Source organism: Thermostichus sp. MS-CIW-36, from assembly GCF_054059035.1.
This window is the reverse complement of record NZ_JBSSBR010000028.1, coordinates 25,826-40,324: the sequence shown is the minus strand read 5'-3', so window position 1 is coordinate 40,324 and position 14,499 is coordinate 25,826. Positions and strand designations below refer to the sequence as shown.

Genomic DNA, 14,499 nt, shown 5'->3' with positions numbered 1-14,499 from the left:
TTTGCGGGATACCGCCTTCCTGCTCAGAGATAGGCAGGATGCGATCGCTTCTTTCCTGAACCATGTTCAGGAGAGTTCAGCGTGAATGTATCAGACAGGCAACTGCCCTTGAAAAGGCTTGAATGAGAACTACAGCCATCACTTGCTCTCGCCCGCCGCAGCTTAATTTTCCTCCCCAGCGCTGGCTGTGGAGTTGCTTCGGGGCCATGGCCATAACAGCTCTCACGGCTGTTGCAGCTTGGGCCCGGCCTGTGTTGGAAGTACGCATGACCCTGGGTTTGCCCATCAGCCCCAACTACTGGTACGTGGTGGCCCTCAGCCGGGCCGGTAGCCCCGGTCCCACCGCCAACTTGGTGGATCCCAACGTCCGTGTGGGGCTCAACGAGTACACCTTTGTGCGGGACTGGGATTACCTCATTCGGGTTACCCCCCTCAACGAAGAGTCAGTCTTGCAGGCCACCATCCAGCGATTTGGAGAGCCGGAACGGGAGTTTGCCGTCGGCTTTAACCAGGTACGGGTTAATCGCCTTACCCGTGACCGCGATACCCTCAATTTCCAGATCGATATATCCGAGCTGCAGGGCCTTGATGGGCGGGATCAAGATATTCAGGTGGCTCTGCTCACCGCTCGCGCCCCCTTCCGCGTAGCCCCTGAAGAGACCAATCTGGCCATTGATGCCACCCAGGGGGATCTGCCCAATTTCTATCGCCTCAGCCTGTCCAATCAGCGGCAGGTGGTTGTGGACGACCCCCAGCGACAAGAGACGGTGCGCCGCAGCCGCGAATTGATCCAACAAAGTGGCTCCGGAGCTGCCCTCACTCGCGACCTTATCGAGGGCGGGGCTTTGGAGATTTTGGCCGCCAACATCCTCACCTTCGAGCTGCGCCTGGTGGATCGCTAGAGAGGGATCTCTTCCCATCTGACATCTGCCCAAGACCGTTCTTGCAGCCCGGCAGAGCCTCAATCCCTCAATAGTCGTTCCAAGTTGCCGTGAACCGGCCCATTGGCTTCCCTCTACCCTTGGGAGAAAGGCTCGGGGATCTCAAGCGATTGGAAAAACTCCTTCTCCTGGAACGGGTGCAGGATCCAACATCACAGGTGCAGGATCCAACATCACAAACAAAAACGACTCCAGCCCTGCCAGGTAGGTGAGCACCTCCTCCTGGGCCGCTTCCAGCTCTAACTTGTTGACCTGGGCCGCTTGCTCAATCAAGGCTTTCACTGCCGTTGGCCCCTGCAACAGGGATCCCAGCCAGGCCATCTGAGGAGCTGGAATGGTTAGGCCTCCATAGCTAGCCCCCGGCCAATTCATGGCAAACTCTAGCTTCTTCTCGTAGGCTTTGGCGAAGTTTTGGCGAAATTCGACGTTGTCGGTCAGGATGGGGTTAAGCTGCACCCTGCCCCCCAGCCAATCGGCGTCGCTCCAGGGCAAGACCAAGGAAGAGCCGGGGTGTTCCGCCCAAAAGTCAATGAGGCGATGGTTGGGGTAGATCAGCTCATAAAAGTGATTTTGATCTGCAGGCGAGAGCTTGTCCAACTCAGCTTGCAGCCAGGGGGGCATGGCCCTCTCTTTGAACAAAATTGCAGGATCCCAGTCGGCATAGTCCACCAGACAAACCAGGCCCAGCTCAGCTTCCTCGAGCATGCGCATCAGGTCGGGGATCAGGAAGCCCTTGTCTCCTGGCAAGAGGTAGTTGGCCCGGATGTTGGTGTCGTCTTTGTAGATCTCAGGGTTCCAGCGCAGGGCTGCCCGCATTTCGTCCGAGGCCAAACTGGCCATGAATTCCCGTACCCGCTGACAGGCGTCAGGAGTGGGTAGATCAAACAGCCCCAGCAGCCGAAACGCCTCTTGTAGGCGAAAGATCACCTCCCGCTGGTAGGCGTGGTGCAGGTTGGCCCGCAGGATCCCGTCAGGTTTGAGAACCCGCTTGAGGGCTTTTAGCCCCGCCACCGGATCGTCCAGCAGATAGAGCACATCGTTGAGGCTGATGAAATCAAATTCCAGCCCCAACTGTTCGATGTCCAATAGGTTGAGAACATACAACTCCACCTCCCCGAAACCGTGGTAGCGCAAGCGTCGCTCCGTCACCCGTACCGACTCTGCCGACAGGTCGCACACCACCAGCCGCGCCCCCGGATTGGCCTCCGCCAAGATCAACGTTTCCCAGCCCGAGCCGCAGCCAGCATTCAAAATGAGAGCGCCTTCGCTGGGCACAATGGCGCGGGTGCGGGCGTATTGGGCGGTGGTCAAACTTAGGCGGTACAACCCGTCAATGGCGTTGCGGCCCGAGGCCTCAATCGCCACATTGGGGTAGGGCAATTCTTCGTACAGTTGCCGCAGAGATTCTGTCGAGCTGCTGGCCATGGGATCCGCTGCAGGAAGCTGCCCTTTATGCTACCCGGCATCCCTTCCCCGCAGGAATGCCTCTAAGGCAGCAGCCAGGGTTTCATTCCCCTTCAGATCCAATCCATCCGGCCTCTGGGGTGGGTGGGCGGGATCCCGCAAAAAGTCCCAGGATCCTTGAAAAAACTCCTCTGGCGAGAGAATGCGATGCCAGCCATAGCGCCGCAAACCCTCAACCAGCAACGGTGACTCAGCAAACCCAGAGCGGACGACACAGGCCATGGACGTGCGGCTGCGCAGGGCCTCCGCCAAAGTGCCATAGCCCGGCTTGGACACCACCCAGCGGCAGAGGGGCATCACATCCACCGGTCGCCACACCCGCCCATCCAAAACCCGCAAGTTGGGCAAGGGGGGAGCCTCCCGATCAAACGTGAGAAACTGCCAGTCGGGAAAATCTTGGAGCCGCTCGTAAGGAAACCCCCGTACCCCTAGCCCGCCAAAGGTGAACAAAGCCCTGGGTTGATCCGGGTGTAACCCCAACTGGGCGGCGACCTCTTCTGGTGGGTAGCGGGGATCCGATCCCGTCAGCCCCACCTCCTGCTGATGCGGGAAGGCGCTAGTGCTCCGCACCGCTGACGCGACCATGCTCTCGCTAAAGGGCAGGCGAAACAGAAGGTCACATTGCCCATAGAGCTCCCGAACCCAGGCCACAAACGGTTGAAACTCAGGGCCGTATTCTTGGTAGATGAAATCCCAGCCAAAATTACTGGCCATCCAGCAAGGGATCCCAGCAGCCTGGGCAATCGCCGCAGCAATGGGCGGCACATCCGCCAACACCAAAGGCACCCCCTGGGCTCGAATGAAATCCGCTTCTTCTCGAACAAGCTCCGCAGCGCTGGCTTTAAACGCCTTGAGGGCAGCCAACGTAGCCGGCAGATCCGCTTGCAGCCCATCCGGCTGCACCACCCCCACATCCAACGCCCGCGGCCGATGGAGAAACTTCCCCTCCACGTAACGCTCCAGGAGCCAGCGGGGAGCCGGCGTAACAAAGATGGGCAGAACATGGGGATCCCGCCGCAGCAAAGCATTCACGACCGCCGCCAGACGGGTAACGTGCCCAAACCCGTGAGCTGTTGCCGCCACATACAGAGGAACGGGATTCATCGCGACCACCTCAAGACAGAACAGGATCTGCGGGGGGCTTTTCCCTATGGGATCCCCACAGGTTACTCGCCAAGATCAAGCCCAGGCCCACCACAGATCCCAGCGCAATCCTCTCGCCCAACAGCACCGCAATCAACCCCAACGACAAAAAGGGCGTCACATACACCCAGTTGGCCAGGGATCCCCGATGGCCCGCCAACTCCAGAGCCCGCAGCCAAAATACAAAAGTCAGGCCCATCTCCGCCAGACCAATGTAAGCCGCCCAACCCAGCCCCGCAACTGTCCAAGAGACCTCCTGAAACGGCAGCAGTAGCAGGCCATAGAGGCTGCCGAAGAGAAACCCCATAAACAGCTTCAGCACCGCATCTCGCCCATCCCGCACATTGAGCAGCCAGTAGAGCGCCCAGATTCCAGAGCTGCCCACCGCCAGCAAGACCCCCCAGGGATCCTCCACCTGCAAGGTGCCCCAGGATCCCCCCGTAGCCACCAGCACCACCCCCAGCAGGCTCACCCCCAAGGCCAACACCAGCCGCCAACGGAAGCGCTCTCCCAGCAGCGGCACCGCCAGAAGAGCCAGCACCAGCGGCCAAGTGTAATTCAGAGCCATCGCCGCCTGAGCCGACAGGCGGTCATAAGCCTGGAACAACACCCCATAGTAGCCAAGGGGGTTGAGCAGCCCCTGAAGAGCCGATAGGCGGACTTGGGATCCCTTCTGCTTGCCGAGGAACCCTGCCCGCCCTGTAACCACCAAAACGATCCCCAGGATCAAGCAAGAGCTCAATGCCGAAAAAATCAGCAAGACCGTCGGCGACAGGTGCTGCAACCCAAACTTAAAAGCGCTGGCAGCCGTAGCCCAGCCCAAGATGGCCGCCGCCAGGTAAGCATATGCTCGCCAGGGATCCCTAGGCATCAAAAGCTGTCGAGATTGCTGTCCTCTGGCTTCGACTTAGCTCCGGTGGGAAGGCCCAGCCGCGGTGCCACCACCCAGGCGTAGAGCAGGTAGCCCAACCCCGCCACCACCGCCCACCTGAGAACAGTGCCGAAAACCCGGAAGAACAGCCCGACCAGAAGAATACAGCCCAGAATGGCGAAGACCGTCACCAGTGGACGCCCCCAAGTCTCAACCCAAGCTCGAACGGCACTTTTCCCCCGAGACGCAACGGATGTTCCTGGATCCCCAGAGGCCGCCGCCGCTTGCTCCAGTTCACGCTCAAGCTGTTTCAGCCGTTCTTGTTCTGAGAAAGAGAGATCGGACATAGAGAGCAGTCTCCAGCGGTGTCACCTCCATCTTACGAGCTGCTCCCGAAGATGGGCAGACTAAGCCCGCGCCGAAGGGATCTCCTGAACCATAGCCCGGAACACATCCAAAGCCGGGCCAGGGCGACGGTTAGGACGCGGAGCCGAGATCTCATTGGGCACAAAAGGCTTCTCCACCACCACCTTGGGCTTGTTGGCAGGAGCAGTTGCTGTAGCCGCAGGAGCAGAGCTGGGAGAAGCTGGTGCAGGACGAAAAGGCCCGGTAACAAAATCCACCAAGCCGCCGAAGAGAATGCCGAAGAAGGAGAACAGGCCGCCGAAAAGCTTTTTGAGGATACCCATAGCTAATTGCAAAGAGATGAGGTGAGAACTTGTCGATGTTGAGAACTTGTCGATGTTATGTCGATGTTGTGAAGTTATACAACTCGACCTTCATTATTGTTAAAAGGTAGCCTCTTGGCCATGAGTAAATATGCTCTTTTTCTCAGGGATCCCCCACCCGCCTGCCCTCGGCGTCAAATCGCTGTAGGGGTAGGGTCAACTCCAGCTCTTGCAGCTCCAAAGGTTGAGAGACCCCCCTGCCGCGCCCCAAAGCAAAGCCATCCGCCGCTGCCGGGTTCACGTCATAGCCGATATCTGCCATTGCTTCGATGGTGAGAATGCTTAAGGGGTTGGCTACCCCCCGGTCGATGCGGCTGGTCATCAGCTCGCGGCCCAAGACATTCTCCCGCCAATGGGAATCTCGGGATCCCTCCCCAAACTCGTTTTCTAAAGGAACAGAGGGCGCGTTTCCTCCCAGCCTAGTGAAGGCGCTGACCGCCCTGGGGCCGATGAAGCGGGGATCGTAGCCAGGGGGCGTAGGCTGATCCCACCTCACCAAGCCCACCGTTAGCCCCTTGGGATCCCAGACGCTGGGCAAAAAGCCCAAGGCATGGCCCAACTCGTGCAGGGCGGTAATGGGCAGATCCCCTCGTTCTTCCAGGGCAGATAGATTTTGACTGTTGAACAGAACTACGGAGTAGAAAGGCAGACCGTTAGAGGCCCGCACAAAACAGGGAGCAGCTCCCCCCAAAATTCGCTCGTTGCCGAGGTTTCTGGCCCGCACCTCCACCAGCAGATCGTCGATGGGGAAATTGAGTGGCGTGCTGGGAAACCCTCGATCGCATTCGTCGGCCCGAATGGTGGTGGGGGGCAGATCCGGCTGGTCACCAACGATGATCTGTTGCCAGCGCAGAGCGGCATTGCGGACGATCGACTGCTGGGTGGGGGTGAGACTGTTGTCGGGAAAGCGAACGTCAATGGTGAACTGGGAAGCAGGCGCAGTCGTTGGCGAGGGCAAAGGGGCAGGAATGACAGTCGGAGTAGGGGTGAGAACAACAGTTGGAGTAGAAGTGGGAATGACGGTTGGAATGGGAGTGGGAATGACACTCACAGAAGAGGAGCTACCACTTCCCCCGCAGGCCTTGAGCGCCAGTACCAGAAGCACAGCCACCAGGGATCCAAGCAGGCGCAGGCCCCACACTCTGCCCAAAAGCAGTCGCTGCCCCGAAAAAACCTTCACACCACCCCCAAACGCAAAGAGCCTCACGGCCCAGTTGGATCATACCGGTCGCGACCCTCCTCCTGAGCATGATTTGCGTCACACCGCACCGGCCAACTTCAAGGCTGGGAAGAGGTGGGTTTGGAGGTCTATATCTTCAGGTCGGAAGCCCTCAATCTAACAATCCAAAGAGTCAGAAGATCCTTCTTCTTCTATGCCCCAGCCCGCAGCCAAAACATCCACCGCTGCCCGCAGCGCCTGGTTATCCCCCAAGAGCTCCTCGGGATCCGAGCGCGGCTCCACCAGGGGAACCAAGCGCAGAATACGTCCGTCCTGAACCAAGTCGATAACCACGCCCGGCTGCTCCTTGCCCAGGTTGGCAATCTCTTCTTCGGAAGCGGGATCCCGCAGACAGGCATAATCAAAGCTGTTCACATTTAAGTAGAGGCTACGGTTTACCACCAGTGTGGCAGCAGTGGGATCCTGAAAAACATCCACCACGCAGCCTTCCCCCTGCTTCCGTACCGAGCCATCGACGATATCAAAGTAGCGAACACGGGCCAAATCGGATAGCAGTCGGTAAATATCCCGCTTGTTCACCAAAGTTCCCGTATTCACAATACAGGGGGCACAGGGATGAGTGTCTGTCATAGAGCAGTCGGTCTCGAAAGGTCAATAGATTGAGAGCAAGCAAAGGAAAGCAAAATCAATAGTGTCTGCAAACCATCTCCAGAAACATCAATCCTCGGCAATTCTAGGCGCGGTTATAGCTGACAAGCAACAGAGACCCCAACTTAATCCCTAACTTCACAAAAACTTTAATCGGCTAAAGAGGGAAGAAGTAGCCTGCCCTGCTTTATCCAGTTAACCCAGTGCAACAACAGAACAACTCCCTCCATTTCGCTTACCCAGCGCTCAAACTGCTCTTGGGGAAAACTCAGTCATAACTTTGCTTTTATCGACTCTATCACAGCCTTCCCGAAAAGGGCACAGGTCACTACTAATCACTACTAAGGTGCAATCTCCAGGCAAAGGCAACAGAGGTTTGGCAGGGTTTTACCTACATCTTGTGGGAAGGTGAATAGCCGAGCGGCTTTAGACTCTAGATATCGCAGATGGGCCCCGAACAGATCATCTTCGGTTCAAACCTCTCCCCTTGTCCCCCTAGGAAGGATAGCATAGGGTACCAAGCCCGCTGCCTAGAAATAGCGTTGACTCTTCGCCGGAGACGACTTCTGCCATGGCAACCACTCCCCAACGCCAGACTCTGCCGGTTGTCGATTTTGCCGCCTTTCAAAACGGAACGTCAGGTGAGCGGGAGCAGTTTGTCCGCCAGGTGGGGGAAGCGCTGCAACAGATTGGCTTTTTTGCCTTGGTCAACCATGGCCTATTGCCGGAATTGATCCGGGAAGCCTATGAGGTGGCAGAAGCGGTTTTTCTTTTGCCAGAGCCGACCAAGAGAGCCTATGAGGATCCGGCGCTGCTGGGGCAACGAGGGTACACCCCCTTTGGCAAAGAACACGCCAAAGATCATCCCTATCCTGACATGAAAGAGTTTTGGCACATCGGGCGCGAAGGGGATCCCCACCTTCCTGCCAACATCTGGCCTCGGGAGGTGCCCCAATTTCGCAGGGTGATGGTAGAGCTGTTCGCCCAACTGGAAACCTGTGCCCAGGGACTGTTGCAAGCAATCTCTCTGTATCTGGGGGAGCCTGCCGAATACTTGCCCAAAGCGGCGGAAGGAGGAGCCAATCTCTTGCGGGTGATTCACTATCCGCCGATCCCTGCTGAAGCCCCTCCCCAGAGTTTACGAGCTGCAGCCCATGAAGACATCAACTTGATTACGCTCTTGTGTGAAGCCACCGCGCCAGGGCTAGAACTTCTGCAACGAGATGGATCTTGGCTGCCCATTTCGGCTCTGCCCGGTCAGATCATTGTCGATGCCGGGGATATGCTGCAAAACCTCACCAATGGCCTGTTGCGCAGCACCACCCATCGGGTGACCAACCCCGACAACCCTCAAGAATGCCGCTTTTCCATTCCCTTCTTTGTGCATCCGCGGCCAGAGGTGGATCTCACGCCCTTGCCGACTTGTGTGGCCCGCACCGGCGGGATCCCTCGGTTTCCTTCCCTAACTGCCGGAGAATACTTGGCCCAGCGGTTGAGGGAAATTGGCCTGGCCGAGGCAGGATCCCCGCCCCAGCATTGATCCCAACTGGGGGTCTCTATGTTTCGGATCCCGGCCTTGCCCTACGAGTATGAAGTTCCCGGCCTGTCTCAGTTGGCCCTGGTGATCATCGATATGCAGCGAGATTTCCTGGAACCAGGCGGCTTTGGGGAAATGTTGGGCAACGATGTCACCCAACTGGGATCCATTGTGCCCACCCTGAAGGGGCTGCTGGACTTTTTTCGTCAAAAGGGCTTAACCATCATCCACACCCTGGAGGGTCACCAGCCAGATCTCTCCGATTGCCCGCCCAGCAAGCGCAAACGCGGCAAGGGATCCCTGACCATTGGGGACGAAGGCCCTATGGGGCGGATTTTGATTCGCGGAGAGCCGGGCAACGCCATCATCCCTGAGCTTGCCCCGATTGCGGGAGAGATCGTCATTCCCAAACCCGGCAAGGGGGCTTTCTACGCCACCGAGCTGCAAGCAATCTTGCAAAAGCGCGGCATCACCCACCTGCTGTTCACCGGGGTAACCACAGAAGTCTGCGTGCAAACCACAATGCGCGAGGCCAATGACCGCGGCTATGAGTGCCTGCTGGTGGAAGATTGCACCGCCAGCTACTTCCCAGAGTTCAAGCAAGCCACCCTGGAGATGATCCGGGCGCAAGGGGGCATCGTCGGCTGGACGAGTTCTGCTCAGAACATCCAAAAAGCGTTATCGGGTTTACAGTGAGTGTGAATAACCCAACAAGCGTGAGGCTGAACCGATGACACTGGCTCAGGAGGCAACTGCCCAAGTCCCCGCCTTTTGCGAAGGGATCCAGTACTTCGGGGATCCCTGGCCAGAATTCGACCGCCTGGGCCAGGCCCCTGCAGTGGATGCCGGCACCGGGAAACTGAGGGATCCCGGCAGTCGCATGGCCGCCTACCAAACCTTGCTCTATGCCGATGCCTTGCGCTACCTCACCCTGCAAATGACCGCCAGCAAAGCCTCAGGCCATCCGGGCGGATTTGCCAGCCAAGCAGAAGCCTATGCAGCTCTGGTGTACCTGGGCCAGAAGAACATCCCCACCGAAGTCGGGCACCACGCGCCGGGCTTTTACGCGGCCATGTTCTTGGATGGATCCCTGGCCGAGATGGGCATCCACACCGTCGCCGACCTGCGGGCCCGTTTTCGAGAACGGGAAGGGCTGTTGGGTCACCTATCCGGCTACATTCCCGGGCTGCTGGCACCGGCTGGGCCGCTGGGGCAAGGACAACACTTTGCCATGGCAGGAGCCCTGCTCTATCCAGATCGCCTCTTCCCGGTCACGATTGGGGATGGCGGCCTGGGGGAGCCCTATGTGATGAGCTCCATGATTCACTTCCACACGGCTTTCCCGCAGCGCACCAACTTCCTGCCGGTGCTGGTCTGGAATGGCTACAGCCAAGAACACCACAGCATGATCTCCACCGCCAGCAACGCCCAGATGATCGAGTATTGGCGGGGCAACGGCTTTGAGGAAGTGGTGTTGGTGGATGCCAAGGACTTTGACGATGCCCAACAGCCTGGCCCTTACGTCGACAGCACTCAGTTTTCCCTAGAAGCCCGCCTTGCCTTTGCCCAAAGGGTGCTGATCGAAATGGAGCGAGCCATCCAATCAGCCCTGAGCGGACAATTAACGGTTTTCATCCTCAAGCAACTGAAGGGGGCTGGGGTACATGCCAAGGGATCCAAGTCCCACAACCTCTACGGCCACCACACTCTGGATCACCCGGACATTGTGGCGGCTCTGCGGGCGCGGGCCTTACATCCGGCAGCTTGGGCCCTGGTGCGACAAAACTGCCAACGGGCAGCCGGGGGGCCAGCCGCCAAGGTGGCGGTTACAGAGTTCGTTCGGCCTTTGCCGCCTTTGGGATCCCTAAACCTAACAGAGTTTCCCCTAGGGGACAAGCAGGTTTCCACCACGGCCATCGGATCCCTCTTGGTGCAGGTGGGGCAGAAAGATCCCGACTTTTTGGTGGCCAATGCCGACGGCAACGAAGCTTCCGGCATTGCCAATGTGAACCAAGGTCTCAAGGTGATTCACCCCACGGTGGATCCCCTCTACAACCAACAGCCCCAAGGCCAGGTCTACGAACCCCTGAGCGAAGATGCCTGCGCGGGGCTAACGGCGGGCCTAGCCCTCTTCGGCGGACGCTCCCTGTGGTGCTCCTACGAGTCCTTTGCCGTCAACGGCCTACCCATCTGGCAGACGGTAACCCAAGCCATGGCAGAGCTACGCCGACCCACCCCCTCGGCCATTGCCCTCTTCACTGCCGGCGCTTTGGAACAGGGGCGCAACGGCTGGACCCACCAACGCCCGGAAATTGAGGCCTACCTGGCGGCCATGATGCGCAACGGCAACGTCTTCCCCCTCTTCCCGCCCGATGCCAACTGTGCCCAAGCTGCCTACGAATGGGCCCTATCCACCTGCAACAAAGGGATCCCTATCATCGCCAGCAAAACCCCCCTGCCCATCCGCACCACCCTAGAACAAGCCCGCCAAGCAGTAGAGCAGGGCTGCATCGTCCTTCAGGAACTTCCTGGATCCCGCACCGTGGTCTTTGCCGTGGTGGGGGATATGATTCTCCTGCCCGTGTTCGAGGCGGCTGAGCAGCTCCAAGCCCAAGGGATCGGCTGCAAAATTGTCTCGGTGATTAACCCCCGCCGTCTGTATCGCCCCGGCGACGTGGCTTGGTCCACCTGTGCTCAGCCAGATGGGGAATTCATGTCCGACCAAGAATTTGCCGCTTGGTTTGCCGGCGAGGCCCTCATCGGCGTAACAGGCGGATCTAGCCTGATGCTCGAACCCTTGATGTTGCGCTATGCCGGCCCGCGGGATTTCTTCGCTTGGAAACGCGGCGAAACCACCGCCACCCCCGCCGAATTGATGGACTACAACGGCCTGACAGCTCAGGCACTGTCAGAACGAGCCAAGCAACTGCTATGCTGAGGGCAAGCTTTCAATCTACCAAGGGATTACCCCAGTTTCACACTTCGAGAAGTTCTAAGTGTCAGTTTTTTGTTTACCTTTGTCGTCCTATGGCCAGTGCTAACTCTCTTCGGGAGAAACTTGAGAAAATATCTCCTAGCGAAAAAACTGAGCAAGTTATTGTCCAGTATTTTGCCAACCCTCTCCTCTACGAGCTGGGCTTTGACGATCTAGAGGTTAGACCTCAATTTGAGACAGGCTGTGGAAAGGTAGACTTTGCAGCACGGAAGAATACGGAAGCTACGGATATTTTTTATAACTCCCAGAAAAATCCATATCTTTTTTTAGAAGTCAAATCTAGAACATATGACCTCAGTGAAGGCTCTTCCACTTACGAAGAAGCAGTAGATCAAGTAAAAGGATACCTATCTAGAGAGCGCTCTAAGTCTGCAAAGTGGGGAATAATCACAAACGCGAGTTACATCCAGATCTGGAGGAAGCATGGAAAAGTCGTCCACCCTGCTACAGCAAACTTATCCATTAATCCAGATAACATTGAGACCATAGTACGTGATTTGCGAAACAAGCTAGAAAACTATGAGCGTGCCTTGACTATATGTGTGTACAATAACAAAGGAGGCGTAGGCAAGACAACGACTGTCATCAACTTGGCAGCAGCACTTGCAGCAAAGGGAAAAAGAGTCTTAGCTGTTGATTTTGATTCTCAGGGAGACTTGACAAGAAGTTTTGGCCTTTCTCCTGGAGAGATTACGCTAACACAATGCTTGAAAGATCCAAAGATAGATGTTCATAGTATTATTCAATCGCTTAGCTATCCAATCAATAATAGGTTCCCCTATATCTTTGACTCAACTCTCGACATTAGCTTTGACATTATCCCAAGAGACCCTGAGCTGGAGACGTTGACCGACAGCCAGTCGCTAGCATATATCCAAAAGGGAACCCGACGCCTTCGAGATCTGATTGCCCCTCTTCGCAATGAGTATGATTACATCCTAATCGACTGCCCAACTCAATGGCTTTACTTCAGCCAAAGTGGTGTTTTTGCTGCCGATGTTATTTTGATACCTACCCGCCCCGACGATCTGTCTTCCCTGAATAATGCTGTTAGAGTAATCACCCAGTTTATTCCAGAAACTGCTAGGTCACGACAGGATGGTGGCCCTATTGCTTTGCCTGCCTTTTTCAACGGCGTCTCTTCGAGAAGTGAATACACTATTCAACTAGCTAACGAAGAGATAGATAAGCTTATCAAGCAGGAGAAAAGTGTAGATCTACGTCCATATTTCTGGCCGCATTTTAAGAAAGGTAATGAAGACAAAAGCATTTTTAGGATACCTGACTATGCAGTGATATCCTCTGCAAGCTTTGCTCGAACTCCTGCCGTCTTTAAGCGCAGGAGAGTTTTAGAATACTACCAGAGTCTTGCCCGTGAGTACTTTATCGATGAGTGAGTTTTCAGATCTAGGTAGGTTGGTTAACTTACCCCTTGAGAGCATTACGCCCGCCGATGGGTTTTCTGCTCCCTCCTTCCTTGTTGCCGCAGCCGCAGATCAGCTAAGGGCGACAGGAGGACACAACTGGGTTCCTCTGCTGGTGGCCGAGGCTGGCGACTATCAGTACAAGGCCATTGGTAACCATTTTGTCTATGCAGTTGCTCAAGAAGCGGGACTGGAAAGGCTATGGTGTATCGTTGTCGATCCTGATCCAGAGCAGGTTAAGCAGGCCCAGATTCTCGCCAAAGAAATTGTTCCGAAGGTAAATTTGACCAATACATCGAGAGAGACTATCTTGGCTGCGCTAAGATACCTAGCCGAGCGACCCAGCAGTCCCCTCAAGGGAGTCGATGTAACCATTGCAGCTGCCCGGATTGCAGAGGCGGATAGAAGTTGGTGGCAGGACTTAACCCCCATAACCAAGCTTGGGTGCAAAATTACGCGAGGCAAAAAACTGGATGCCCTATCGGAAGTATTTTTCGTAACTCCTACAGCGTTGCCCCCTACTCTGAAGAAATCATCCAAGAGATCTGCGGCATCCGCTGGCGCGAAGAAAGCGACCTCAACTCGCTCGCGGAAAAAAACAGAGGGAGAGAGCTGAAAGGGATCCCTTCAAAAACATATTCTCCTCTCCACATCACCGAGGCCCGACTCCGCTTGCTGTGGGATGCCTGCCTCAAGCCTCCCTTTGAATGGCTACTGCCACCCAAACAGCCTTGGCCGCTCTCAACAACAGCCTCCATGGCAGGTATGCTCTGCTTACCTAGGACGACCGGATCCATCTGGAGCTCATGCACAGGATGATCACCAGCATCTTGGAGATCGACCTGACCCAAACCGTCCGGTATTATCTTGACCACAGGGATCCCCCCCTTATTGCCTGGATCCTGGGCCGTGATCAAGCGCTCCAGACCTGTTGAAACCTCATATTGTTCAGGGTCAGGCCCCATTGGGATCCAACGCTGCCACAGATCCGAGGCTTTGTAGCTACAGAGTTTGAGGACTCGATAAACTTATGAGGTCGAAGCTCAACGGCTGGAACCGGTAGGATTGACTTATCTTTGGCCGGTGTCCTGTTAGGAATGGATCATGGCGCTTTACGACTGCGACTTTTATGCCTGGACGCAAGAGCAAGCCGCACTGCTGAGATCGGGGCAGTGGGATCAATTGGATATTCCCAACTTGGTGGAGGAAATTGAGGCTTTGGGCAGGCAAGAACGCCGCGAATTGGTGAATCGGCTAGGGATCCTGGTGGGCCATCTGCTAAAGTGGCAGTTTCAGCCTCAACAACGAAGCAAAAGTAGGATAGCCACAATTATCGAACAGCGGCAAGAGGTGCAGGAGTTAATTGCGGATAATCCCAGCCTTAAGTCTTATCTGGTTGAAGCAATGAATAAAGCTTATCAAAAGAGCGTCCTGCTGGTGGCTAAAGAAACGCCTCTATCTCTGGACGATCTGCCTGCCCAGTGTCCCTACACATTGGATCAGGTGATGGATCCCAACTTTTACCCCGAACAGGAGAGCCCCCAGTGAGGATCTCGTCTTTCCCTCAT

14 protein-coding genes are annotated in these 14,499 nt (G+C 56.4%); 7 read left to right on the top strand and 7 right to left on the bottom strand.

The features are described from left to right. Nucleotides 1–206 precede the first annotated feature (206 nt). Nucleotides 207–902, top strand: coding sequence for a hypothetical protein (locus ACVWVQ_RS11530; protein ID WP_457508556.1), 696 nt, complete (start codon nt 207–209; stop codon nt 900–902). A 141-nt stretch (nt 903–1,043) separates the two neighbouring features. Here ACVWVQ_RS11530 and ACVWVQ_RS11525 read toward each other — a convergent pair whose 3' ends face one another. The 7 genes from ACVWVQ_RS11525 to ACVWVQ_RS11495 form a co-directional block, all read right to left on the bottom strand. Then, a complete protein-coding gene (locus ACVWVQ_RS11525; RefSeq protein WP_457508554.1) occupies nt 1,044–2,366 on the bottom strand; it encodes a class I SAM-dependent methyltransferase in 1,323 nt (440 codons plus the stop codon). 30 nt (nt 2,367–2,396) lie between these two features. Then, nucleotides 2,397–3,509 (bottom strand): glycosyl transferase, encoded by a 1,113-nt coding sequence (locus ACVWVQ_RS11520; protein WP_457508552.1) that lies wholly within the window; start codon nt 3,507–3,509, stop codon nt 2,397–2,399. Nucleotides 3,510–3,519: 10 nt separating this feature from the next. Next, nucleotides 3,520–4,419 carry a DMT family transporter gene (locus ACVWVQ_RS11515; RefSeq protein ID WP_457508550.1) on the bottom strand — a complete coding sequence of 300 codons (900 nt, stop codon included), beginning with the start codon at nt 4,417–4,419 and terminating at the stop codon, nt 3,520–3,522. Then, nucleotides 4,419–4,766 (bottom strand): hypothetical protein, encoded by a 348-nt coding sequence (locus ACVWVQ_RS11510; protein ID WP_457508548.1) that lies wholly within the window; start codon nt 4,764–4,766, stop codon nt 4,419–4,421. Before ACVWVQ_RS11510 ends, ACVWVQ_RS11515 begins: the two co-directional genes overlap by 1 nt. Before the next feature lie 60 nt (nt 4,767–4,826). Next, nucleotides 4,827–5,108 carry a hypothetical protein gene (locus ACVWVQ_RS11505; RefSeq protein ID WP_457384153.1) on the bottom strand — a complete coding sequence of 94 codons (282 nt, stop codon included), beginning with the start codon at nt 5,106–5,108 and terminating at the stop codon, nt 4,827–4,829. Between the two features lie 142 nt (nt 5,109–5,250). Further along, entirely contained in the window at nt 5,251–6,327 is a 1,077-nt protein-coding gene (locus tag ACVWVQ_RS11500) for a leishmanolysin-related zinc metalloendopeptidase (protein WP_457508546.1), read from the bottom strand. Between the two features lie 156 nt (nt 6,328–6,483). Next, nucleotides 6,484–6,957 (bottom strand): hypothetical protein, encoded by a 474-nt coding sequence (locus tag ACVWVQ_RS11495; protein ID WP_457384155.1) that lies wholly within the window; start codon nt 6,955–6,957, stop codon nt 6,484–6,486. Between the two features lie 589 nt (nt 6,958–7,546). Between ACVWVQ_RS11495 and ACVWVQ_RS11490 the strand changes: the two genes are divergently transcribed. The 6 genes from ACVWVQ_RS11490 to ACVWVQ_RS11465 all read left to right on the top strand — a co-directional run bounded on the left by ACVWVQ_RS11490 (nt 7,547) and on the right by ACVWVQ_RS11465 (nt 14,479). Further along, nucleotides 7,547–8,515, top strand: a complete 969-nt coding sequence (locus ACVWVQ_RS11490) for an isopenicillin N synthase family dioxygenase (RefSeq protein WP_457508544.1) — start codon at nt 7,547–7,549, stop codon at nt 8,513–8,515. 18 nt (nt 8,516–8,533) lie between these two features. Further along, nucleotides 8,534–9,208: a cysteine hydrolase family protein gene (locus ACVWVQ_RS11485; protein ID WP_457508542.1), complete on the top strand. Its 675-nt coding sequence runs from the start codon at nt 8,534–8,536 to the stop codon at nt 9,206–9,208. 34 nt (nt 9,209–9,242) lie between these two features. Next, the gene (locus tag ACVWVQ_RS11480; protein WP_457508540.1) at nt 9,243–11,450 is read left to right on the top strand and encodes a phosphoketolase family protein; all 2,208 of its coding nucleotides are present in this window, start codon (nt 9,243–9,245) and stop codon (nt 11,448–11,450) included. A gap of 89 nt (nt 11,451–11,539) precedes the next feature. Further along, complete coding sequence (locus ACVWVQ_RS11475; protein ID WP_457508538.1) at nt 11,540–12,904, top strand: AAA family ATPase; 1,365 nt, start codon at nt 11,540–11,542, stop codon at nt 12,902–12,904. Further along, the gene (locus ACVWVQ_RS11470) at nt 12,897–13,547 is read left to right on the top strand and encodes a Rho termination factor (protein ID WP_414428223.1); all 651 of its coding nucleotides are present in this window, start codon (nt 12,897–12,899) and stop codon (nt 13,545–13,547) included. Before ACVWVQ_RS11475 ends, ACVWVQ_RS11470 begins: the two co-directional genes overlap by 8 nt. Before the next feature lie 488 nt (nt 13,548–14,035). Next, a complete protein-coding gene (locus ACVWVQ_RS11465) occupies nt 14,036–14,479 on the top strand; it encodes a DUF29 domain-containing protein (RefSeq protein ID WP_457508536.1) in 444 nt (147 codons plus the stop codon). Nucleotides 14,480–14,499 lie beyond the last annotated feature (20 nt).

What these genes read in the sequence shown, in the direction of transcription:
- ACVWVQ_RS11525 (WP_457508554.1), bottom strand. Translation starts at nt 2,366, where the DNA reads ATGGCCAGCAGCTCGACAGAATCTCTGCGGCAACTGTACGAAGAATTG.
- ACVWVQ_RS11470 (WP_414428223.1), top strand. Translation starts at nt 12,897, where the DNA reads ATGAGTGAGTTTTCAGATCTAGGTAGGTTGGTTAACTTACCCCTTGAG.
- ACVWVQ_RS11490 (WP_457508544.1), top strand. Translation starts at nt 7,547, where the DNA reads ATGGCAACCACTCCCCAACGCCAGACTCTGCCGGTTGTCGATTTTGCC.
- ACVWVQ_RS11485 (WP_457508542.1), top strand. Translation starts at nt 8,534, where the DNA reads ATGTTTCGGATCCCGGCCTTGCCCTACGAGTATGAAGTTCCCGGCCTG.
- ACVWVQ_RS11505 (WP_457384153.1), bottom strand. Translation starts at nt 5,108, where the DNA reads ATGGGTATCCTCAAAAAGCTTTTCGGCGGCCTGTTCTCCTTCTTCGGC.
- ACVWVQ_RS11520 (WP_457508552.1), bottom strand. Translation starts at nt 3,509, where the DNA reads ATGAATCCCGTTCCTCTGTATGTGGCGGCAACAGCTCACGGGTTTGGG.
- ACVWVQ_RS11495 (WP_457384155.1), bottom strand. Translation starts at nt 6,957, where the DNA reads ATGACAGACACTCATCCCTGTGCCCCCTGTATTGTGAATACGGGAACT.
- ACVWVQ_RS11480 (WP_457508540.1), top strand. Translation starts at nt 9,243, where the DNA reads ATGACACTGGCTCAGGAGGCAACTGCCCAAGTCCCCGCCTTTTGCGAA.
- ACVWVQ_RS11515 (WP_457508550.1), bottom strand. Translation starts at nt 4,419, where the DNA reads ATGCCTAGGGATCCCTGGCGAGCATATGCTTACCTGGCGGCGGCCATC.
- ACVWVQ_RS11530 (WP_457508556.1), top strand. Translation starts at nt 207, where the DNA reads ATGGCCATAACAGCTCTCACGGCTGTTGCAGCTTGGGCCCGGCCTGTG.
- ACVWVQ_RS11510 (WP_457508548.1), bottom strand. Translation starts at nt 4,766, where the DNA reads ATGTCCGATCTCTCTTTCTCAGAACAAGAACGGCTGAAACAGCTTGAG.
- ACVWVQ_RS11475 (WP_457508538.1), top strand. Translation starts at nt 11,540, where the DNA reads ATGGCCAGTGCTAACTCTCTTCGGGAGAAACTTGAGAAAATATCTCCT.
- ACVWVQ_RS11465 (WP_457508536.1), top strand. Translation starts at nt 14,036, where the DNA reads ATGGCGCTTTACGACTGCGACTTTTATGCCTGGACGCAAGAGCAAGCC.